The 21,451-nt window shown below is 43.9% G+C and carries 24 protein-coding genes; 14 read left to right on the top strand and 10 right to left on the bottom strand.

The annotated features are described in order from the left end of the window. Positions 1–124: 124 nt before the first annotated feature. The 3 genes from C9I99_RS27285 to C9I99_RS26650 all read right to left on the bottom strand — a co-directional run bounded on the left by C9I99_RS27285 (position 125) and on the right by C9I99_RS26650 (position 3,105). Complete coding sequence (locus C9I99_RS27285) at positions 125–268, bottom strand: hypothetical protein (protein ID WP_166645526.1); 144 nt, start codon at positions 266–268, stop codon at positions 125–127. 81 nt (positions 269–349) lie between these two features. Continuing rightward, positions 350–1,090: a helix-turn-helix transcriptional regulator gene (locus C9I99_RS26655; protein ID WP_107351860.1), complete on the bottom strand. Its 741-nt coding sequence runs from the start codon at positions 1,088–1,090 to the stop codon at positions 350–352. A 548-nt stretch (positions 1,091–1,638) separates the two neighbouring features. Then, entirely contained in the window at positions 1,639–3,105 is a 1,467-nt protein-coding gene (locus tag C9I99_RS26650; RefSeq protein ID WP_107351859.1) for an ATP-dependent DNA helicase, read from the bottom strand. A 128-nt stretch (positions 3,106–3,233) separates the two neighbouring features. On the opposite strand from C9I99_RS26650, the gene C9I99_RS26645 reads away from it, so the two are divergent. Continuing rightward, on the top strand, positions 3,234–3,443 hold the full coding sequence (locus C9I99_RS26645; protein WP_107351858.1) for an AlpA family transcriptional regulator: 210 nt from the start codon (positions 3,234–3,236) through the stop codon (positions 3,441–3,443). Positions 3,444–3,451: 8 nt separating this feature from the next. Continuing rightward, positions 3,452–3,643 carry a helix-turn-helix transcriptional regulator gene (locus C9I99_RS27750; RefSeq protein WP_107351857.1) on the top strand — a complete coding sequence of 64 codons (192 nt, stop codon included), beginning with the start codon at positions 3,452–3,454 and terminating at the stop codon, positions 3,641–3,643. Between the two features lie 40 nt (positions 3,644–3,683). Here C9I99_RS27750 and C9I99_RS26635 read toward each other — a convergent pair whose 3' ends face one another. The 3 genes from C9I99_RS26635 to radC are packed head-to-tail and all read right to left on the bottom strand — an operon-like array spanning position 3,684 to position 5,098. Continuing rightward, the gene (locus C9I99_RS26635) at positions 3,684–4,130 is read right to left on the bottom strand and encodes a DUF2787 domain-containing protein (protein WP_107351856.1); all 447 of its coding nucleotides are present in this window, start codon (positions 4,128–4,130) and stop codon (positions 3,684–3,686) included. Positions 4,131–4,181: 51 nt separating this feature from the next. Further along, positions 4,182–4,628 (bottom strand): DUF2787 family protein, encoded by a 447-nt coding sequence (locus C9I99_RS26630; protein WP_107351855.1) that lies wholly within the window; start codon positions 4,626–4,628, stop codon positions 4,182–4,184. Continuing rightward, positions 4,625–5,098: a RadC family protein gene (gene radC, locus C9I99_RS26625; RefSeq protein WP_107351854.1), complete on the bottom strand. Its 474-nt coding sequence runs from the start codon at positions 5,096–5,098 to the stop codon at positions 4,625–4,627. The genes C9I99_RS26630 and radC overlap by 4 nt, the downstream gene beginning before the upstream one ends. A 161-nt stretch (positions 5,099–5,259) precedes the next feature. On the opposite strand from radC, the gene C9I99_RS26620 reads away from it, so the two are divergent. The 5 genes from C9I99_RS26620 to C9I99_RS27055 all read left to right on the top strand — a co-directional run bounded on the left by C9I99_RS26620 (position 5,260) and on the right by C9I99_RS27055 (position 8,700). Then, positions 5,260–5,454 carry a helix-turn-helix transcriptional regulator gene (locus C9I99_RS26620; protein WP_107351853.1) on the top strand — a complete coding sequence of 65 codons (195 nt, stop codon included), beginning with the start codon at positions 5,260–5,262 and terminating at the stop codon, positions 5,452–5,454. After that, entirely contained in the window at positions 5,447–6,136 is a 690-nt protein-coding gene (locus C9I99_RS26615; protein WP_107351852.1) for a hypothetical protein, read from the top strand. The genes C9I99_RS26620 and C9I99_RS26615 overlap by 8 nt, the downstream gene beginning before the upstream one ends. A 50-nt stretch (positions 6,137–6,186) precedes the next feature. Beyond that, positions 6,187–6,675: a phage N-6-adenine-methyltransferase gene (locus C9I99_RS26610; RefSeq protein ID WP_107351851.1), complete on the top strand. Its 489-nt coding sequence runs from the start codon at positions 6,187–6,189 to the stop codon at positions 6,673–6,675. Positions 6,676–7,018: 343 nt separating this feature from the next. Continuing rightward, the gene (locus C9I99_RS26605) at positions 7,019–7,900 is read left to right on the top strand and encodes a radical SAM protein (protein WP_107351850.1); all 882 of its coding nucleotides are present in this window, start codon (positions 7,019–7,021) and stop codon (positions 7,898–7,900) included. A gap of 29 nt (positions 7,901–7,929) precedes the next feature. Then, on the top strand, positions 7,930–8,700 hold the full coding sequence (locus C9I99_RS27055; RefSeq protein WP_133638297.1) for a hypothetical protein: 771 nt from the start codon (positions 7,930–7,932) through the stop codon (positions 8,698–8,700). On the opposite strand, the gene C9I99_RS26600 is transcribed toward C9I99_RS27055, so the two are convergent. Continuing rightward, positions 8,630–11,683 (bottom strand): glycosyltransferase, encoded by a 3,054-nt coding sequence (locus C9I99_RS26600; RefSeq protein ID WP_107351849.1) that lies wholly within the window; start codon positions 11,681–11,683, stop codon positions 8,630–8,632. The genes C9I99_RS27055 and C9I99_RS26600 overlap by 71 nt on opposite strands. Next, the gene (locus C9I99_RS26595) at positions 11,676–12,497 is read right to left on the bottom strand and encodes a glycosyltransferase family 2 protein (RefSeq protein ID WP_107351848.1); all 822 of its coding nucleotides are present in this window, start codon (positions 12,495–12,497) and stop codon (positions 11,676–11,678) included. Before C9I99_RS26595 ends, C9I99_RS26600 begins: the two co-directional genes overlap by 8 nt. A gap of 131 nt (positions 12,498–12,628) precedes the next feature. Here C9I99_RS26595 and C9I99_RS26590 point away from each other — a divergent pair, with 131 nt between their 5' ends. Beyond that, positions 12,629–13,669, top strand: coding sequence for an NAD-dependent epimerase/dehydratase family protein (locus C9I99_RS26590; protein ID WP_107351847.1), 1,041 nt, complete (start codon positions 12,629–12,631; stop codon positions 13,667–13,669). A 56-nt stretch (positions 13,670–13,725) separates the two neighbouring features. Here the strand turns inward: C9I99_RS26590 and C9I99_RS26585 are convergent, their stop codons facing one another. Further along, positions 13,726–14,586, bottom strand: a complete 861-nt coding sequence (locus tag C9I99_RS26585) for a helix-turn-helix transcriptional regulator (RefSeq protein ID WP_107351846.1) — start codon at positions 14,584–14,586, stop codon at positions 13,726–13,728. Positions 14,587–14,732: 146 nt separating this feature from the next. Between C9I99_RS26585 and C9I99_RS26580 the strand changes: the two genes are divergently transcribed. The 6 genes from C9I99_RS26580 (at position 14,733) to C9I99_RS26555 (ending at position 21,328) form a co-directional block, all read left to right on the top strand. Then, positions 14,733–16,010: a hypothetical protein gene (locus C9I99_RS26580; protein ID WP_107351845.1), complete on the top strand. Its 1,278-nt coding sequence runs from the start codon at positions 14,733–14,735 to the stop codon at positions 16,008–16,010. Then, positions 16,000–16,563, top strand: coding sequence for a condensin complex protein MksE (locus C9I99_RS26575; RefSeq protein WP_107351844.1), 564 nt, complete (start codon positions 16,000–16,002; stop codon positions 16,561–16,563). Before C9I99_RS26580 ends, C9I99_RS26575 begins: the two co-directional genes overlap by 11 nt. Further along, the gene (locus C9I99_RS26570) at positions 16,563–19,355 is read left to right on the top strand and encodes a hypothetical protein (RefSeq protein ID WP_107351843.1); all 2,793 of its coding nucleotides are present in this window, start codon (positions 16,563–16,565) and stop codon (positions 19,353–19,355) included. Before C9I99_RS26575 ends, C9I99_RS26570 begins: the two co-directional genes overlap by 1 nt. Then, positions 19,352–20,233: a DUF7281 domain-containing protein gene (locus C9I99_RS26565; protein ID WP_107351842.1), complete on the top strand. Its 882-nt coding sequence runs from the start codon at positions 19,352–19,354 to the stop codon at positions 20,231–20,233. The genes C9I99_RS26570 and C9I99_RS26565 overlap by 4 nt, the downstream gene beginning before the upstream one ends. A gap of 121 nt (positions 20,234–20,354) precedes the next feature. Next, the gene (locus tag C9I99_RS26560; RefSeq protein WP_107351841.1) at positions 20,355–20,852 is read left to right on the top strand and encodes an addiction module antitoxin; all 498 of its coding nucleotides are present in this window, start codon (positions 20,355–20,357) and stop codon (positions 20,850–20,852) included. Next, positions 20,852–21,328 (top strand): phospholipase D-like domain-containing protein, encoded by a 477-nt coding sequence (locus C9I99_RS26555; RefSeq protein ID WP_208113471.1) that lies wholly within the window; start codon positions 20,852–20,854, stop codon positions 21,326–21,328. Before C9I99_RS26560 ends, C9I99_RS26555 begins: the two co-directional genes overlap by 1 nt. Before the next feature lie 12 nt (positions 21,329–21,340). Here C9I99_RS26555 and C9I99_RS26550 read toward each other — a convergent pair. After that, the coding region (locus C9I99_RS26550; RefSeq protein WP_146151177.1) for an IS3 family transposase at positions 21,341–21,451 on the bottom strand (111 nt) is incomplete at its 5' end.

The following is a 21,451-nucleotide window of genomic DNA, read 5'->3' as shown; positions in this document are numbered from 1 at the left end:
CTTTTTCTGTAACCTGTTTTACGGCTTCAATTTTGAATTCTTCTGGATATCGTTTGCTGTTCATAAGCACCTCTTTATTAGTCATTTTGTCTAACTAAAAGGTGTCTATCAAGTAGGTGGCTATTCAAATATAACCGTCGATTACTTTGCCTTGCTTGGTTGCTGTGGCTGTTGACGTGTCGCCGCCTGATGGCGAACCACCACCGCCTCCACAACCAATAAAGGTTGCGGTGAGCACACTAGCCAAAATAGTTTTTGTGTATTTCATATTGTTTTCCTTTTTATTGATAAAACAGCGAAAGTAACGTGTGTGCTTGCCGACTGCTTGTTGGAGTGAATAGACAAGGTGTCAGGTTTTGAGGGACCTCCCGCTTGTTGTTTTCACCCCCTCGAGGTAGGTCTTGAGATTGAAGTTCCTAGGGTATTGAAATGTAAAAGTTGAGAGAGCGGCATTTTGGATGCTCTCGATGTTTATGTGCTGGTACTGGCGGTCTCTCGTGTCTCGATAGATTAATGACAGAGTTGGCTCCAGAAGAGCCAGGCCTAGTGGTTCAACACAGTGCTCTTGATTATCGATGGTGAGCTTTAGTTGTTTGGTTTCAATCAGCGCGATACTTAACTGTTCAAAAATGACGCTAAAGGCTGAGCTGTATGCATTACCAAAGACGGCATCTGTATCCAGGTGGACGCGGGGCTGATGCTGTCCTGATCTTGCTTCTGGTTGCTGGAACTTTTGGTTGTGAATGTCTGAAAAGACTGAATTGATAGTCGACCGGTATTCTACGGGAAAGCTCTGAACTAGCCACTCCTCGGCGAGAAGAAGCAACAGCATTTCTCGTGGTCCGAAGCTTTTTAGTTGCGATGGGGTGCGACGATAGCCATATGGCCGATCACGTGTGTCCTTTACGACATCCAGGTAGCGAACCAGTATTTCAAGGTTGCGTTGGATAGTGCGGATATCTCTCTCAATATTGATATTGGCGAGTTGTTGAAGTAACTCATGTGCCGTTACCACTCTGTTCTGAGGAATTCGGTTGTAAAGCTCAAAAAGGAGAGAAATGTGTTCACTGAGATTGGGTTTTGTAGCCATAACTGATTGCTTATTTATAGGCAAAGCAGTGCCGTCAGCTAATGCCAAAGTAGACTTATCTTGCTGTGCCGTCAGTAAATAATCTCGATGATATTGGGCGAGCGGGCATTACTTGCCGGTTGGATTTTGGAGTGGGTTTTTTGTGTGTCCCGTCACGATTGGTGTGGGGGGTAGGTGAGTATTTGTACTATTACCCGTTATGTGATTTCTTGCGCTGGCCTTATGTTGCTTTCCACTATTTGTTTATGACTGAGCGGCATATAAAGGGGGGGGGGTGGTCAAGTAACGCCTGTAGGTATAATGATTGGTGGGTAATTTGGGCATCGTATTTATCCTCTTATAAACGTTTATGCCCTTAAGTAATGTATGTCTGTTTTTCTTTTAAATTGACTCAACGTGGCCTTTGAAGACCTAACCTACACACTAGGGGACAACGGCGAACAAAAATGGTCCATTAACCCTTATCTTATGAGTGGCAATTCATTGTGTTTCTGATTATAGGAAGGCAGCAAAAGTGCCCTAAGCAAGAGATGTTTAGGGCTGGTTCCTCATTGCTTTATGTAGAGGGTTTGTTTGGCGCGAGTCACTGCGGTATACATCCACCTTAAGGCTTGGTCGCTGCAGGTGTTGTTCCGGTTGTTATCGACAAACACATGGGGCCATTCACTTCCTTGTGCTTTGTGACAAGTTATTGCGTATCCATACTTGAGCTGAAGACAGTTGTAATACTCATCTATGGACTTTGCCTCTAAGAAATCTAGCTCCTTCGGCTGTGGGATGGCCTTGTATCGTTGTTTGAAATCGAGAAGGAGGGCTTTTCGCTCTTGCGCGGTCAGTGAGCCATTAGGACTCTCCAATAGATTTTTTAGCACTTTCTTTCTTGCTTTAAACGGTTCGTTATTATCTTTTAAAAATTTAACAGTCACTTCGATGAATTCCAAGGTGATGAGGCCAGGTTGAAAATCATCACACTCACGCGGTGGGATGTCGATGGTGCGACTCTCAATCTCTGGACAGACCTGAGTTATCCAACCTATTTCGCCATTGGAAATAAACAGGTCATCTGTATCGTGATTTGCCACACACATGACTTGCTCACCAATATGTAGAGTTTCGTGTGAATCAAACATCCGCTCTCGTACCTTACGGTTGTAATCTCTTACTTGTCGGTTGCTGTTGGTAATGATGACACTATGTTTACATCCATCAAGCTTATGGTCACAAGAGATGAAATATTGTTCAAGGAACACTTCTTTCTCAAGTATGTGGACATCTTTTGAGTTCGCTGTTAACTGAATAGGTTGGGGCTCATTTCTTTCCAGTGCTTCCCTTATTTCCATTGCGTTTTTCACAATGCCACTGTCGGCTTTTTGTCTAACAATGTCAGTGAGTTCAACTTGTGTGCAATTTAAGCCATAGAAGCTCTCTAGACCGCTTAGGTTGAGGGCGGGGGAGCCAATGCATCGAACGGGAGGTAATTGAGCATTATCCCCAATGAAAATAATCTTGCGTTGTGGCCAGTCATCTAAGTTGATGTATTCGAGTAAATCGAGGAGAAGATAACCGGAGCCAAACTTCCCTATTTCAGATTGACTAAATTGGTCCGAGAGCATGGAAGCCTCATCAACAATATACACAGCATTATAGGCATCTTGGTTGTCTGAAATGCGCGACTTAAGTGTCGCGATATCTATAGGGTCGGAGTCCGATTTTAATTCCTCATCGATATCAAAGTATTGGTATATCACTCGATGAATGGTCATGGCTTCAGTTTGAGTTTTGTCCGCAATGACTTTGGCGGCTTTGCCTGTAGGGGCCATTAAAGTAAATTGTCGGTCAATCGCTGCAAGGTATTGTGTTAGACCTTGGGTAATAAAAGTTTTCCCTGTCCCAGCAAAGCCTTTGAGTAAAAAAGTGGAATGGCAATCGTCGTTTAAGAATAAGTCGAGTTCTAAAACGAGCTCTTCTTGGCTCGGCGTTAGTGTTGCGTTTTCAAAGTAAGGTAAAAGACTCATGGTTCATTTCCTGAAAGGTTCGTATCAGAAAATGAGAAGGGTGTGTAAAAAATCTCCTGGGCAGTGCTGGCACATTCACAGTAAAGGTTTATCGCCCCAAAGCTCGATAAACTTAATAAGGAAGGAATATGCGTTTTATTCGGATGAAGCAGGTGATGGAGATGACGAGTCTAAGCCGCTCAGCCATCAATCGGTATATAAAGGAAGAGCGCTTCCCTCGGAGTATCCCATTAGGTTGCCGAGCAACGGCTTGGCTTGAAAGTGAAGTTCAAGATTGGATGCGCGATGTACTAGGGCGTCGTGATGAAAATGTTCTCTATGGATATGATTTGGACTGAGGTGTTAAATGGACCAAGAAGAATGGCTCAATGTTCGTGAGGTGATGAATCGTGTGGCGTTAGGGCGGACCAGTATCTACAAGCTCATGGAGTGTAGACAGTTTCCTCGCCCATTGCGCATGGGGGCTAAGTCAGTAAATTGGCGAGTGCGGGATGTTGAAGCTTGGATGAGACAAAAAATTTGTGATCGAGCACATTAAAGTAACAAGGCTTGGGTTCACCAAGCCTTGTCTTTGCCGTTTAGAAGCATTCAACCTTTATTTCGTCAAAGGCGTTTATATCAAGATAAGCGAGAAAGTTGCCCTCCCAGAGCTTATACATTTCACGTACGTCCTTACTATCAAGGCATTGCCAGCCCGAGTAACGAGCAAAGAAGGCATTGTTGCCGATATCAAAGTCCAAATCACGAGCAAGCTCTGGGTAATAACCTCCAGAGATGCTGAAATCTGTGATGTATAGAAAGTGACAGTGATTACTGTTGATTTTGGTAAAGCAAACTTCAATTGGATGAAATCCACCAGCTTCAGCGGAGTAACTGCTATCTCGAAAGTTGATGGTGACAGTTATCGCTTGGGATGTATCTTTGTTTGATACTGCTGCTCTTAGTGCATCCAGTAACTTATCTGAAATCCCCTGAACCGTATTAGCAAAGGTCAGTTGGGTCTGTGTGGTCGTTTCTACGGGCATAAGGGCTCCTTACCGCTGTTGGGAAGCGGCAATCTATTCATGAGGTGATGATTAAGGTAAAAGCGTTTTAAGAACGGTTAGAGTGAGTTGGTTAAAGCCTTTGTTGTTTAGTAGATTCACAAAGGCTTTGTCCCAGGATTGAAAGGGCTCAATGACTTCCGGCTGGTCGAGATCGCAGCGTTCAATGTCTGGTTGATAAAACCAGCCATGACGAAAGTTGAAGTAGAGCTGGACTTCCATTTGTGTGCTCAGCTCAGTGGGGTAGGCAAAGCTTGCCATTACTGCTATATGCCAGGGGCAAGCGGTGGAATCTCGAGCGAGGTGAATTTCAATAGGGTGGGGTCCTTTACCGGTTTGGTAGTACTGTGTATCTCTGAAATTAAGGGCGATGCGCTTTGCATCCTCAGGGATGGCGCAAAGCTCAAGAGAAGCGCATAGTCTAACTTGCAGCTCATTTGATAGCGGCAATATGTCGTTGTTCAGTATTGGTAAACTCATATCATTCCTCTCTCTGCGAAAGAGACGCATGACTCACCAACAATGAAATGGTCCAGAACTCTGACGTCGATCAACGTTAATGCGTCACTAAGCCGTGAAGTGATGCGTCTATCTGCTTGCGAGGGCTCAGCTTCTCCAGATGGATGGTTATGGGCAAAAATGACTGCAGCGGCGTTTCGTGCTAATGCGAGCTTAACGACCTCCCTTGGATAAATCGTGGCAGCATCGATGGTTCCAAAGAACAACTCATTGTATTCAATTAATCGATGTTGGCTGTCAAGCAAAAGCACAGCAAAAACCTCACGTTCGTGCTGACTAAGTTTATAAGACAAAAACTCCTTTGTTGCGCTGGGGCTTGTAAATACATCTCCTCTTAAATGTCGGTTAGCTATGATTTGTGCAGCCTGTTCTAGTACTTGGTGTTCAGGCAACGATTTGGCTTTTGGGTAGTTGCTGGGTTTGTCATTCATTTCAATTCTCCTATCGAATCAATGCACTAATTCACCTGGGTAATATGTGTTTGAGATTGTTTTGAATCGAATAGGAATGAATCATCTGGGATGGCTTCAGCCATCCTGAGAAAAAACACATGGCGCACTTCTTTTATGAATGAATACAAGAGGTGATTATCATGCAAACAAAAAGATTGATTCGGTTGAACGAAGTTATCAACGTAACGTCATTATCGCGCTCGGCGATTTACCGGATGATGGATACTGGAGAGTTTCCAAAAAGCGTCAGTATTGGAAAGCGAGCAGTGGCCTGGGAAGAAAGTGCCGTCTGCCAATGGATTGATTCTGTGTTATCTGGAGGTGCCCATGATTAATCAAGAACGAGTGGGCTATTGCCTCGGAGAAACTGCTTTGCACCATCAGAGTCAGTTTGAGAAAGTACAAGTAAATCTAGAGTGGGGGCCATTGGTTAAAGATTCGCTCGCGGCGTTTAAACACCATTTTGAACAGTTAACCTCATCAGGTGCATTGGTGGTTGGTTACCGCTTTACCATTCAGTTCCATGATGTGAGCCAGGAGTTTACCAAAGAGCAAGTAGCAAAGATTGGGTTCGCACAAATCTTACGTAAGTTAGATGAGCATGCAGATAAGCAGACCGAGTCCAGTGACTTCTGGCGTGAGGCGAGAAAGAACGATGGCATTCGGTGTTTTTGGAGTAACTTTGGTCGCTCAGATGGCTCAGGCACGGCAAAGATATATGTCGTTGCCACAGGAAATCAAATTCATGGGCAAGACGATGTCGAGGCATTTCGCAAGGATGTCTTGACAAGTCTATGGAGCTCATGCGTTTTGAGTCGGGATGAAATCTCCGGTCTAAATGAACAGTGCTCATTTGCCACTTCGTTTGCTTTAAAGTCGTCGATGACCTTGATTACGCCTCAAGATGAAAACTATGAGATGTTGAAAGGACTGTTGTTTTATAAGTTAAGTGCTCTGACAGCGATACCTATTGATATAAAAAATGATGATTTAGTTTCTTCTTCGGTACTCATCTGACTGAAAAGCAGGAAGGTAAGGGTGATAAGACGAGTGATAACCTGAAAGTCATGTATTCATCTGCAAAAGACGGTGACAAGAACAAAGACAAGTGGCAGACGCCTCCACAGATTTTTGCGCAACTAGATAAGCGATACGGTTTTACTCTAGACGCAGCAGCAGAACCTGAAACTGCGCTTTGCCTTAGTTATTTTACCGAAGAAGATGACGCTTTAGTGCAAGACTGGAGTGGTCATGTGGTGTTTTGTAACCCACCTTACTCAAAGCTAAAGGCATTTGCTAAAAAGGCCTATGAGGAGTCACTTAAGGGGACTAAAGTGGTTATGTTGGTACCGGCAAGAACGGATACCGTAGCTTTTCATGACTACTTATCGAAAGGTGAGGTTCGCTTTATTAAGGGGCGCTTGAAGTTTCTTCAAAATGGACAAGAACAAGATGCGGCGCCTTTCCCTAGCATGGTGTGTGTCATGGGACCTGGTGTTGAGCGAAAGGGGTGTTTGTTGGGCAGGGGGAAGTATAAGCTCACCAAGCGGGTTTGATAAAAATCACAATTGTTCATATGTGTTTTGTGCCTTATTATTAGCCCTAAATAATCCATATATCATCATGTTAGGTTGATATATGGCTTGAGATTATATCTACAACATCTTCTTTCTACGAGAGAAATGCAAAGCAAATAGCAAAGCAGTATGGCTCTGTTGAGTTTGAATTAGTTCATCAGTATTGGCATGTCTATTGGCCAATACTGATGGGGCAGATCAATAAGCGTGAATACGACCTGTAACTGGACTGTCCTGTGAGGCAGCGAGTAGGGACATTATACGTTAGAGCATCAAAGTAGTAATAAAATGAATTATAACAAAAGTTAAAGGGAGCAAGCTGGTGGCGTTAATCAATAACAAGGAGCCGTTTACTTATTCACATGATTTTCCGAAAAAATGGTTTCGCTTAGCCAAACTGTGGTTTCATCTAAAGGCATTGTGGCGATGGTTTCGTGTGCAAAAGCCAGTAACTAAGTTGATAGGTTGCCAGTATCAGGCAGCAGATGATCTGATAGAAATAGATATTACCTACCAATGTAATTTGAAGTGCAACAACTGCAATCGTTCTTCTGCTCAAGCCCCGGACAAAACACATATCGGGTTGGGCGACATTACTCATTTTGTTGAAGACAGTCTGAGTCAAGGTAGGTGTTGGAGAAAAATCCGTGTTCTAGGTGGAGAGCCAACATTGCACCCCCAGCTAAGTGAAATCCTAGCGGAGTTATACCGCCTCAAGCAGGTACAGCCCGATTTATCCATTCAGCTGGTAACCAACGGGTATGGTCGCCGTGTGAATAAGGTGATATCAGAGCTTCCTGAATGGTTGTATATCGAGAACTCCGCTAAATTAGACTCTGTTCAACCAGACTTTGGCCCGTTTAACTTGGCACCTGTTGATAGTTGGTACCACAGGTTTAGTGACTTTTCTAATGGGTGTGATATAGCCCGGACTTGTGGTTTGGGACTTACCCCTCAAGGCTATTATCCATGTGCGGTTGCTGGTGGTATTGACCGTGTACTAAACCAAAAAAATGGTCGGCAGCGCTTACCTGCATGTGATGATGAAATGCGTGATCTTATGAAAAATGCTTGTGGATTATGTGGTCGGTTCCGAGATGGGCATTATGTGCCACCTAAATTACGTCCTAAAATATTAGTACAACGTACCTCAAATACGTGGGTGAATATATACCAGGAGTGGGAGTCCGATAGAAATCGATAGGATTAATTCGATATGAATAGGTGGCATAAGTGGACGTATGGCATATTGTTGGCAATGGTCCGGGTGAGTTGACAGTCGGAGATAATGAAAGAGTTATTAGGTTTAATCAGTCTTTAACTCTTAATGCGAGTACGAACCTGACAATCACAAATAGTAAAGTGGCAGGTCTGACGAATGGCGTTCTTGTTCAAGGCAAAATGCCTGATGAACAGTTTACTGAAAGACTAGAAGCAAACGGCAAAGAGTTAGAGAGCTTGCTAGGATGCAAGCCGTCATTGGGATTACTTGCAATCAAAACGATGCTTGAATACGAAGTCGCTGTAAATATTAGCTGTATGGCTTTGTTGCCTTCACTGGAAAGGCCGCAAAGTTACTCTGAAAAGAAGGCTTTGCCAGCAGCGTATCACAATTGGTTGGGAGAGAGACGGCTCCCGTTACTTTGGATAGGCGACCTGCATTGGCCGGAATTTCTATTGCAGGTCCCTTATCAAGAGAGCGCTAGTACCGCTATCAGTGCTGACTGCTTTCTTCAGCTACAACAAATGCCAACTTTGCCTCGAAAAGAAGCGCGACAATTATGGGAAGAACTTTCCAAAGTCAGTTATCAGACATGGCTTGATCAAGCTAGCTGCTCCAATCTAAAGGCAGTCGAACCATTGTTTTACATTTCAAGGAACAGACATATTTCGCCAAACTGGTGGATATATGACAACCAATTGTCTATCCATGTTAATCGTCTTCAAAAGATTCTGGCGTTCGTTCAGCAAGTTTTTCTTTTCTCTGAGAGAGCGAAGGCATAGACAGCAGTTCCTTAATTAAAGTGTCTTCGCGTTTTCTGTCATCCTGACCAAAGTTTTTACGTAAATGCCAGTATGTGTAACCGGAGTCCAAGTAAACAGGATTCTTTGCCAGTTCGGCCATGGGCAACATGGTTAAATAATCTGTAACCGTATCAAACCACTCAGAGCTGTCTTTGCGTTTAAAATAGCCCTCGGGAACTTGTTGGAAGAGCTTTTTGGTAAAAACTCTCAGGTGGCTCCATACATTTGCACCTGCAGCGAGTCTTGGATTTGTGTAGTCAGGACGGTATAAATTTATCGGTTTGTTGGGGCGGTACATTGGCATCTGAATTAAATCGGCTCCATGTCGTTTGGCGTCAAGCAAAGCGCTAACGACACTGGTCTGCATCAAGCAGTCGTCCTGGTCTAAAACTGCTATCAAGGTGTTGGGATCCTGGCAAATTTCTTTAATTGCCAATAAGAAGTTTGGCATTCTACCCGTGTTAACACTGCGCCTCACCAAAGTTGTTTTAGCCTTCAGTTCACCCAACAACATTGGGTAACACCAGTTATGAATAGCGCCACTGGCATCGTCAATGAGGATAATGCCAAAGTTCTGATTTGTCTGGCTTCGTAACGAGTCCAGGCATCGTTTAAGCAGGGCGTGCTCGGTATATCTGCCTTTTAGCAGAAAAACGATCGGCTCATGTCTTTGTTCATATTTCCAGTGTTTGCCAGGTATCCAATCAAATTCCTCGTGCTGTTCTACGGGTTCTACTCCTTGTGCAATCAAATCTCTTGCTATCGGAAGTTCGGGTAGGTGCTTGTGTTCATTACGCGGGTGGACGTAATAACTCTGCGGATCTCCGCCTCGTACCGCGCGCAGGCCCCGATGCTTCATCGCAGCTTGTAGTGCTCGATGCCAGGTTAAAGTGAGCTTGTTTCCTGATGAAGGATTATCTATCGGTAGCTGATTACGGATTCGGTCAAGATCCAGAAGACCAAAACGGACTTCAGGTGCGAATTCTCCTGGTTTACCGTGATAAGGATTAAAGTCAGAGCCGCTTTTGGGGATATTGAATCCAACCGCTAATACATCCTCTGGTTCACAGGCATAAATCATGTCGGCGATATAGTCATGTTGCCAATTGCGACGGCCGATAAGTACGTCCAAATCACACTGCAAAACATAAGAGGTAGTGATTTGGTCGAATCCCCAAACTTGAGGGAAAAGTGGAGCATTTTTAGGTGTATGTGTTTCTGTGTAATCTGACTGAGCAAACCATTTTTCGTAGGTTGTTACTATGGTTTCTGAATCAGAAGGAGCAATAAGTATTGTGTTAATGAGTCCCTTATCTTTTAGCTTTTCTGCTTGTTCAATTACAGAGGCCAGATTAGCGTCTGCATACTGACGTAGAAATTCTCCCTGATGAGGATCAATGAGAAGAATTACCTTAGCAAAAGTAACCGGATAGCTAAGTTGAGTAACGATATGTGTTACTTGGTCTGTAAGTACATCAGCATCTTGTCCGCAGGCCTTAATCATTAAGGTTACAGCGTCGCTCTTAAATGAGGCGACAGGAACAGGGTTACTACCAGGTTCGACGCACAGCGGATGAAGTTGGGTTATAAGCTCGTTGTAGAACAGCTCAAATCCTGGGAGAGCTTTTAATGCATCGTCTTGTCTACGCCAACTTTTTCTACGGACTAACTCCTCGTCTTTGTTGCCCAAAATGCCAATAGAATAGAGGCGGGCGCACATGTCACGAAAGTACGAAGAGGTTAGGGGTTTTATGTCATTACCGATATCAATGTATTGCAGCTCTCCACTGGGAGTAATTATTAGATTATCTCTTTTGATATTAAGCGTACTTACACCCGCATGATATAGCTTTGTAAGGTATTGAATTATTGCTTGCTTAGTAATTTTTTCTCCAGGTAGAGTGCTGCTTTCGTAGGTAGTTTGGTATTGCCACAAACCATCACACTTTCTCCACGTTACCTTGGGAATAGGAACATCTTTATCGGTCAACAAAGACCTAAGTTCTTGTACCTCGGAATCGGAAATCGCCCACGGATAGAACTCCTTATTGACCTGATTATGCTGAAGCCATACGGCACCTTCCATACCTACACCAAGAAGATGCCGTTTGGTTGATAGTAGAGTGCTCCATGTTCTGGCAACATATGCCAGCCTTTTTCTCTGATCTCGCCAAATTTTGTTGGATTTGTTTTGCTTGGTATCTTCTCCGTCCAGAGAGTAGATGGCGTATATGGGGAATGGGCAAACTGCTATATCAGATGGGTGTAGCATCAAAAGTCTAGTCACCAACCAGTGGTCCTCTGCACTTCTGATATTTGGATATCTCAGACCCAAGTTTGTGCTTAGCAGTAAGTTACACGATGGGATTTCGCGTTGTTGCTCACTGGATGCAAAATTTTCGATAAATCCTGCAAGATTAAAATGGTCAGTCAGTTCGCTAGCGTCTGCGATATTATCATTAGGCAGAAGTTTACCGTTCTTTCGTAACTTGTTGCTTCCAATAACCGCTTTTTTCGTTGTTCCACGGACAGAACTCCAAAGCCCCTCCAAACTATTCGTCGCGAATAACTCATCATCGGCATCTAGCCGTGCAACCCATTTTAAATTTGACTGTGTATCTGCCCAATCAAGCAAAAGGTTGCGAGCCCTGGCTGGAGAGCCACATTCGGCGCTCAGAAGGGTAATAGATGGAGAGTGAAGTAAAGCTTCTGTTTCCGGTGGCCAGGTGATGTCGGAGCTGTCGTCTAACACAACTATTCGTGCAATGTGTTTTTTTACGAGTGTCTGGTTTAGTGCACTTTTCAGTGCACGACTTAGGTCTTGGGCCTGGTTCTTGTGGGCGATTGCTATCACTACTTCAGCGTTTTCATACACGGTAGAACAGGTATGGACGAGCTGCGAGTTTCTGTCGCAGAGTATTTCGCTATATTTGTTCGGTGCTCGTGTTTTGTAGTTAGTCATTGTCGACCTCTATTTGTTCTAATTCGCTTAAAATCTCTTCCTTGGAAAGAGAAAAAAGTTTATAAGCACGCTGGAAGTAGGTATCCGCTTCTTCTGCTGACATCTTGTTTCCATGTAACTGCAGAAACTGAGCGCATCCTCTGAGTTTTTGTTTTGATCTTGGTGCGGAAAGAGCGTCTGGCGATTGATTACATATCCAATCTACAGTTGCTATTTTGGTGTGGCAGATATTTGCTATGCCTGACTCCAAAACTCGGATAGCAAAGTCTCGGTCATTGCCACTGATCAAGCCATCAGTAAATCCACCAACTCTGGTAGCGAGCTCAGACTTAATGAAAGTATTTGATCCCTGCCAGCCTGGATTACCTATCAGGAAATCTTTTACTGAGATCTTTCTAGGGATATTTACGGTAACAGTTTCCTGATTAATTTTTACATTAATACCTGAAAGGACTACATCCGCTTTGCCTGAGTTACTATTGACTACGCATGATGACAAATGTTCCGGGTGCCACAGGTCATCATCATCAATTATGGCAATATAGCTATCGGGAAAGTGTTCGGAGATAAAGTCTATACCGGTATTCCAACTGCCAGCGGCACCAGGAGAGCGTGAATTGGTCAATGCGTAAAGGGGAATATCCTTGAGTTCAGCTTGCAGTGGTTCTTTTTCTTCCTGATTTAGCTGACGAGTGTCTGAAACAAGGACTACGGCTGCTGGTGGGTGTGTCTGGTTAACGATGGAAGGCAGCGCATGCTCAGTAAATAGTGAAAGCCTGGGCGTGGTCGCGATAAGCACAATGATATTGTTCATTTTTGTTCTATTAGATTAATTATTGATTTGCTTATGATAAGCAAAATGATGATCATGTCATGTAAATTATTGAGATTTATGGTTTTTTGATTAAATGCTCAATAAGTTAAATGTCCAGGCTAGGGAATGAAATGAAAACACTGGTAACAGGTGCTGCGGGCTTTATTGGTAGCCATGTATGTCGTCGGCTATGTAATGAGGGATATGATGTTGTTGGTATTGATAACCTGAATGATTACTACGATGTCCGCATGAAAAAGGCTCGTTTGGCACTGATTCAAAGTGAGCGATTTCGGTTTCACCGGATGAACGTAGAGAGTACCGAAGAGTTAGCACGTTTATTTGAAGAAGAAGGGTTTGACTATGTTATTCACTTAGCGGCTCAGGCTGGGGTGCGCTATTCAGTTGAAGCACCTATGGTGTATGGTGAAAGTAACTTGATGGGCTTTTTGTCGGTTTTAGAAGCCTGCCGTCGTTATAGCATTAAGCACCTGGTTTATGCGTCATCCAGCTCTGTATATGGTTTAAACGACAAGATACCTTTCTCAACCAGTGACAATGTAGACCATCCGGTATCTCTGTACGCGGCAACAAAGAAGTCTAATGAGTTGATGGCTCATAGTTACTCTCAAATGTATGGTTTACCGACTACGGGATTACGGTTTTTCAGTGTTTACGGGCCATGGAGTCGTCCAGACATGGCATTTTATAAGTTTGCTGAGGCAATGATTGAAAAAAGGCCGATAGACGTTTTCAATAATGGGGAACTATATAGGGACTTCACTTATATCGATGACATTGTAGAAGCAGTAGTACAAGTAACAAAGAGAATACCCAAGAAGAACGAAGAGTGGAAAAAAACCACGGAAACCATTGCGCAAAGTTCAGCGCCTTATCAGATTTTTAATGTCGGTAGTGGTGCTCCGGTTAAACTTACGAAAATGATTGATCTGTTGGAATGTAAACTGGGAGTGGGGGCGATAAGGCAACTGAAGCCAATGCAGGTAGGGGAAGTGAACATGACGTATTCAGATGCAAGGGAACTTTTTGACGAGATTGGCTTTTCACCACAGGTACCATTCCACGAGGGCGTTGCAGCTTTTGTGGAATGGTATAATGATTACCGGCTAATTTATAAGCAGAAATTCAAGAGCGTTACTGAGTCTGTATAGTCTTTTATGCTTAGTCAATAAGCGCGTTGTATGCTCCCTGAAGTATTCACGCGCACCTAGAAAAACAAATACGGCTTCAGCTCCTCAAAGTTCCCCACAATAATCTGCTGACCTTTAGGGTTCGAATCTAGAACATTGATGTCGATATTATAGGTATCAAGAACATAACGAACCAATGCTGCATTAGTTGGTATTGAAAGGCTACCTCCTTCCATACCGTAATCATGGGCAACGACAGCGGCCTGAGTTTTTGTCAGTCTCGGGTCCGGCATCAACTCAATAGCGAGGGGAGTATTCCATTGGTCATCGTTGGCTTTTCCCATTACATTTTTACCCTCAAGGCATGGAATGCTTCTTATGCGGCTGAGCACAAAATCACGATAATCTTTAGCATGTTCACAATAGGCCCGAACATGCCAGCGTAGAGGTGTGCAAACGAGGGTATGAGGAGAGATAATCCGCTCAACTTCAATGCCGTCTTTGAGCGATCTGTAGCTTATGTCGACACGTTTCTTCTCTCTGATAGCTTGAACTAAAGGACGCAAGACTTGTGGTGATATATTACGAGTAATAGGGCGAATCATTGAGACACTCTCAAAGCCCATATCGAGTTCTTTAAATGTGATGGTCATATCTTCACTTCTTGAAAGAATGTGCAAATATTCGTCAGCATGACCCTTTGTTACTTGTGGGCTAAAGCTATCACTGGGCTTGTAGCCTTTCAGCTGTTTATCATAGACAAGGTTTCCTGGAGCGATATCGGCTAGATAGGTGTTGATGTCTTTCGAAGCTTGCTGTCTGCCAATACCAAAGCTCTTAATCAGGTGATTGGTTGTTAACCGTCCTTCCCACAGCGCGATGACTTCTATCATTCTGTAGCGGAATAATAGATCCCAACGTATTGGCCATTTGCTCATCATCTAACTCCTGTCTATTTATGCGACGTGTGTATGTAATCAGTATTTACCTGTCGCCAGTGACGTCATATTATTTCGAGGGTATCTAAGAGTCAACGTAGAGCAAGGTTTGTTGGGATTTAATTTTACAAATAAGGTAATGACAGATGGCGGCACCGAAAAGTCTCACCTTTCAGCTACACCAACATTGGGAGGTGGTTGAGCAGTTAACTCGGCTTTCGAGAGAGTTTCCAACGTTTGAGCTGAGAGTACTTGAACAGGTGATCAATCAGTACAAAAGTAAAAATGCGGAAAGTAATACTGTGCTCACCAGCCTTGTTAATGCAGACATATTGCAGCCTATCAATCGCAGCAGCGACTATCAGCTAAACACGCTAGTTGTGGACTTTGTCAGAGGCTTAACCCAGGAGCATGAGTTAGGTCTATCAGCGGTACTTAAAGCGCGAGTTGATGCGATTAAAGACGCCACCAGCCAAGTGTTAGAAGGGCTCGATGTGGCGGACAACGATTTACTTCGTACTGGCGCGAACAGGCTGTCGGAACTGGTTAGAAAAATTACCCAACAGTTAACTCAGGACAAACAAGCAATATTTGAAATAGCAGAATTGGCGAAGTCTGCGGACACCAGTGTCCCAATTGAACGTCGTTACCGTGAAGTCTTGGAAGTGTATGACCAATACGTAGAACCCATGAACGAAATGATGGATAGCGGTCTTGGAGGCAGTTTCTACCCCTTATTAGAAAAGGCGGAAGAAGCACTCGATACTGCCGTTGACATACTTTCCATGCGTGGCTCTTTGTATCAACAAAGGCTGGCAATGCGCCAGATAGCTTATCAAGTCAAAGATCTTCGATACCAAGGGCGAGTCATTGCTCAGCAATGTGCCGATACCTTATTGCCGCTGAGAGAGGAAGCCAGGCAGCACAATCAACTTTCAGCGGTGATCAGCAAGCAGCTAAGCCAAGTTCGTAAAAAGGGTTTAGCGCGAGGGCTGAATGCCGAAGGTTTGCCTATGTGGAAAAGTAGCCGCGTGACTAAAATCCAGTTGGGTAACGAGGTACGTGAATTGATGGCAGAATTCTTGGACTTTGAACCTAGCTCTATGCCATTCCCGGAAGAAGAGGAAGCGCCAACCAGTTCAATGATCAACTGGGTTGATGAAGAGCTTCTCAGGGAACAACTTGCCGACTCGCTACCGGTCGCGAATCTAATGACGTGGCTCAGAGGAAACTATCAGCATCTACCAGATGCCGAGCTGTTGCGACTCTATCACGAGCTTGTCCGTGATCCTCAGTGGCAAAGCACATTAGGGGCGAGCTCAAGTACCACAGCGTTGAACACAGTAGCCGTAACCTACCACCCTCACGAAATAAAGATGTTGACTGGCTCAACAAAAACAAAGGATGTTGAGAATGCAAACTAGCAAAATCGATTTAAATGAGCTGGCTCAGCTGACAGAGCTATTTTACCTTTTCAATTCTGGCCGGCACCTAAATCGCTCGACGGATGCTGCTCTATGGCATGAGTTAGAACAGCAAGCAGAGCAGTACCAGCACCTATTTACTAGCTTAGGTTTTGACTTGCGTATTGATGGACGGGGTTTTGCTTGGTTTCATGATGAAGATGGTAACCAGAACATCAATAAACAATCACGCCAGTTAGCACTATTGCTGATGGTGATATTTGACCATCAAGCTGATAACGGCCGCTCCCTTGGTCAGTTCTACCAATGGACGATTGATAATACCTTGCTAGATGAGGTTTACGAAAAGCATCAAGAGCTTTTGGATGCAGAAGAGCTCGACCAAGATGCATTAGCAAAGATACTCGATAATGCAGTGCGAAAAGGCTTTGCCGCTCAAGAGAATAATCATTGGCGTTTGCTGACTTCGGTGTATCGCTACCTTGACCATTTCGAAGCTATTACTGAACAAGCATCCGAAAGCGATGTGTTAGCTCATGAGGAAGATGAATAATGTTAAGTTACGGTTTTCAACGATTAGCGTTAATTGGCAGTGCTGGGTACCAGCGAGCAGAACTTCCTCTTGATGACTCTGTGTCACTAATTGCGCCAAATAACCATGGCAAAACAAGCCTAATAAACGCACTCCAATTTCTGCTTATCATCGATCAAAGAAGAATGGATTTCGGCTCTCATACATTAGAGAAGGCTCGCCGTTTTTACTTCCCAAACAACAGCGCTTACATCTTGCTAGAAGTTATCCTGCCACAAACTGGCACCGTAGTGTTTGGATGTGTTGGTAAAGGGGTAGGTTATGACTACGAATACTTCGCTTATAAAGGTGAATTAAACCTAGATGATTTTCGTATGGATGATGGCAACATTGTTGCGCAACCAAAGTTAGTCAACCACTTAGCGACAAAGAAGCATCGAGTCTATAAATTCAATGATAAAGAGTTTCGACATTCGATTTATGGCGGTGCAAAAAGTAAGAAAAACAGCGACATCGATTTTACGGTATTCAAACTTGAGCACGTGAGTGATGCTCGTTCGTTCCAGCAAGTACTTACTAAGACGCTAAGACTCGACAAGCTCAATTCGAGTGATGTGAAAGACTACTTGTTGAAGATATTTAGTCGAGAGCTACCGAATTCTAGCATCGATTTTAAGCAGGAGTGGGAGAAAGCATTTCAAGACATTAATCTAGAACGCGAGCAGTACCTAGCAGCCGTTAATAATTTGGAAACGATTCAAGAGCTCGAACAAAAGTTTGAGCGTACCTTGTCGCTACGAGGAAAGATCACCGCATGCCAGCCTCAGGTTAATGAACTGCTGCAGGATTGGCATGGTCATGTTCAAACGATGACTGAGAATCTATCAACGCAAAAAACTAAGCTTGAGCAAACACAACGTGAGCTCCGAAGCAAAGATATCGCCCATGCAGGAGAGCGCACAGACTTAACCAATAAACTGGAAGAGTTAAACCGTACCGAGAAGCAGCAACAAGAGCTGGAAGAGCGGTTTACCTTGATCCCGGATCAATCTTTTTTAGAGAGTCAATTGAAAACTGCGGAGCAAAAATATGATGCTCAGGCAGCCTTGTGTGTTCAATCACAGCGGTCCTCTTCTGCCGCGATTGGCAAACAGTTGAAAGAGAAAGAAAATCAGCTGCAAAGGTTGCATTCTCAACATCAGACTTTGAGTGATAACTTATACCTTGATCTTACTAAACTGCTTAGTGCCCATGAGTTAGAAAAGTTAAACAAAGTGTTCAGCCAGCGTGTGATGCAACTGTCACCTTCGCAGTACTCGCTTGACGTCAACCAGCTTAGAAAGCTTCTTAATACTGACTCTACCGAGTTATTCTCGTTTCCTGGTTTAAAGCTGTCTCTTGAGGAGCTTATTCCTCAGCATGTTCAAAAAACAGAGCAGGAGCTGGTGGAGGAAATAGACGATGTTAATAAGCAAATAACGGAACTAAAACAACTGCTTGAAGTAAGTGGAGAAAGCGAAGCTGCTGAGAGGAAAAAGAGTGAATTAAATAGCGCAGTCAAACAGTGTGAACAGGACTTGAAGGACTATCAACAGCTGCAACAATTCAAAAAAGACCAGGCACAGCGAATCGAGCAGAGACAGACATTTGAGAATCAGCTGGTAGCGATCAATACCGCTCTTGATGATGCGGATAAGAAGTACAATGAACTTGCACAGCAAATCGGAGAGATTACGGATAAACTAAGTCAACTTTCTTCGGACGATGGTAGTGTTGAAAAGCTAAAAAAACAGAGAATTGATGATCAAGCGCTGTTTAGCATGCTTTCGGATCAACCTCATACCCCTTGGATAGTGATGGATGAGTGGTCTCTCGAGTATCTACCTGTTCGTCTCGAACAGTACATCGAGGATTGCAAAGACCTCGATAAGTTGTCCAAAGAATTGCGTCAAATGAAAAACGAGTTGAGTCAAAAAGGCCTCACTAAGTTCCAGATGGCTCAAACTCAGGATGAAGAGTTAAAAGGCATTATTAAATTCAGTCATTGTTTAGATAATGAGAAGAAAGCGCTGGAAAGACGCGCCCGCTCGGCAGTGGTAAACGTCACAGCGAGTCTAAGAGAGCTACGCAGTGGACTCTATGCTCTACAAAGTAAGATGAAGGAATTCAACCGGCTAATCAGTCACAGGCAGTTATCAGATCTCAAAATCTTCAAAATTGAACCAGTTGAAGAGAGACCGCTTGTAGATGCGATGAATGTACTGATACAGCAAGCAGAGCAAACTGAAAGTGGTCAGAGTTTCGAGCTGTTTGATCAAGGCAGCATTCTTGATGATGCTGAACTAGACCAAGCGAAGAGCCTGTTGATCGAAGAAGGCAATGCTCGCCAAGGTCTAAGAGTTGCAGACTTGTTCAGACTTGAGTTTGTCGTTGCTAAGCAAGGACAGCAACAAGAGTCATTTGAAGATATTGATAGTGCGGCTTCTAACGGAACCGTATTGATGGCTAAGCTTGTGACTGGTCTGGCGATGTTGCATCTAATGCAAGATAAACGTCACCAAATGAAAGCGGTATGTTATTTGGATGAGGCGTTGGCCCTGGATACCAAGAACCAAGCTAACTTGATAGAGATTGCTAATCAGTTCGGTTTTGCATTGATTTTTGCCTCACCAGCACCGTTAACCACCGCTCGTTATTGTGTGCCTATCCACCAGGCTAATGGTAAGAACCACATCAGCAAAAATAGTTGGCAGATTTTCGAACCAATTGAGAGCCAAGAACTGTCGCAACCACAAGTGGAGCCATCACTATGAGCCAGGTATTGGTTAAAGCACTAACGCGACTAATCGAGGTGTACCCTGATTCCATTGCCGGAAGCACATTGACGCCATCTCAGAAGAAGCAGCTTGATGAGTTCAGCCGCAAAACTCAGAGTGTACAAGTTACTCCTAAAGGCCGTGGCGTTGTCTACGGCATTCTAGATATGGATGTCGTTAAAGTCACACTGGAGCAGTTGGCACCAAATCAAAACGTGTCTCCATCAGCCCCGCAAAGAGCCGTAAACATAGCCTCCACACGCAGCAGCAAACAAGGAAGAGTAGGTCACGATGTGACCTACGTGCTGGCTAAAGCGGTTGCGAATCCGCTATGGGAGTCTTCCGGAGGGCCAACTGAGCACTTAAATGTAGCGACAGAAGAGTTTGGCGTTTTTTCCCTTGAAGTGGGTGGAGAAAGAAATAGGGATCTTAACACTCATCATTCTATTTGGCTGATGGAAAACCAAGCATTGTTTGACCGTCTAGATTGGCTACCCAATAACGAACCCACTACCGTTATTTGGTACCGAGGGCAGCTACACAACAAACTGATTGATTGGCTATCGGTGCCTGAAAGGGCGCCGATGGTCTACTTTTTTGCTGACTATGATGGAGTCGGGCTGAATAACTTCCGACGCCTGAATGAGAGGCTTAAAGAAAGAGCAGAGTTTTGGATGATGCCTAACTGGAAGGAACTTTTGAACCGTTACGGGCAAAACCAGCTTTGGGTTGATACCGCAAGAGAATTCAACTCATTTCTTGAGAATAGTAGCAATTTGTTGGCTCAATCCTCTCATCTACAAGCGCTAGTTCTAGAGATGCAAACGAACGGGTTAGCACTTGAGCAAGAGTCCATTTGGCTTAGTAAGAAATAGGCTAGTGAATTGAGTAGGACACTAATGAGTGAAAGACGTTTGTTTTAGAACGCCAGCCTATTCAAGAGTTGTTTCATGAGCTAGTATACAAAAGTTACAAATTGTAGGGATAGCAAATTGCATGAAAGACTCAAAACTAGATCCTGAATTACTTGAGAAGGCGACAGAAATTTTTAGCGAGCTTGGCTTACCGGTCGAGCTCGCTATCAACGTATTTCTTGCAAAAGCGGTTCAAGCGCAAGGTTTTCCATTTCCAGTTGCTCTGGATGGGGATCGTGCTGTCAATCAGCAGGGAGATAATCGGATCTCAAATGCTGAAATAACAGAGTCTATACAGCACCTAGTCGAAGTGACATTGCCTCTTTCTGAAATTAATAATCTCACCCAGCTAGAGTATTGCAAAACCACATTTGGTCTATCATTCCCTGTTCTGAAAATATCAAAAACGGCTAGGCCAGAAGATGTAAGGCTTAGCGCTAAAGATGCCAAAGGCCGCAACCGTTACTCTACAACTAAAGTTGCTCAGCGTGATGGACAAACGTACTTGATTTGTACCCAATGGGCTGATCGTCATCGACCTGCCTTTGTTCGTTGGCAGCAGACATTTGGAGATAATTAATGCGTATCATCGACAATATAAATGATCTGCTTGGTGACGACTTAAAAAGCACAATAAAGCCAGGAGCAAAGCTTAAAATTGCAGCATCCTGTTTTTCGATCTATGCGTATGAAGCTTTAAAAGAGGAGCTCGAACAGATTGAGTCACTAGAGTTTGTCTTTACCTCCCCTACATTCGTTGAATCAGAAGTAACGGATAAACTCAGTAAACAGAAGCGAGAGTTTTTCATTCCGAAAGAGCAAAGAGAAAAGAGCTTTTACGGAACTGAATTTGAAATTCAGCTAAAGAACAAGCTTACCCAAAAAGCGATTGCTCGAGAGTGCGCGGACTGGATTCGCCGAAAGGTGGAGTTTAGGTCAAATACTACTGGTGCACCAATGCAGCAGTTGGCGGCAGTGCAAGTAAGTGAAGAACAAGCGGTATATCAGCCGCTTAATGGTTTTTCAGCGGTAGATCTTGGTTACCAAAAGGGTTGAATAGCCACCGACTCAGTAGACACTAGTTAGCCTCTCTTTGTACTGCTTTTCATACTCTACAGGCGACAACTGGTTATTGGAACCGTGTCTACGTTTAACGTTGTAGAACATCTCTATATATTC

Source organism: Photobacterium lutimaris (genome assembly GCF_003025555.1).
Classification (GTDB): domain Bacteria; phylum Pseudomonadota; class Gammaproteobacteria; order Enterobacterales; family Vibrionaceae; genus Photobacterium; species Photobacterium lutimaris.
The sequence above is the reverse complement of the archived record's forward strand: the minus strand, read 5'-3'. Positions and strand labels throughout refer to the sequence as shown.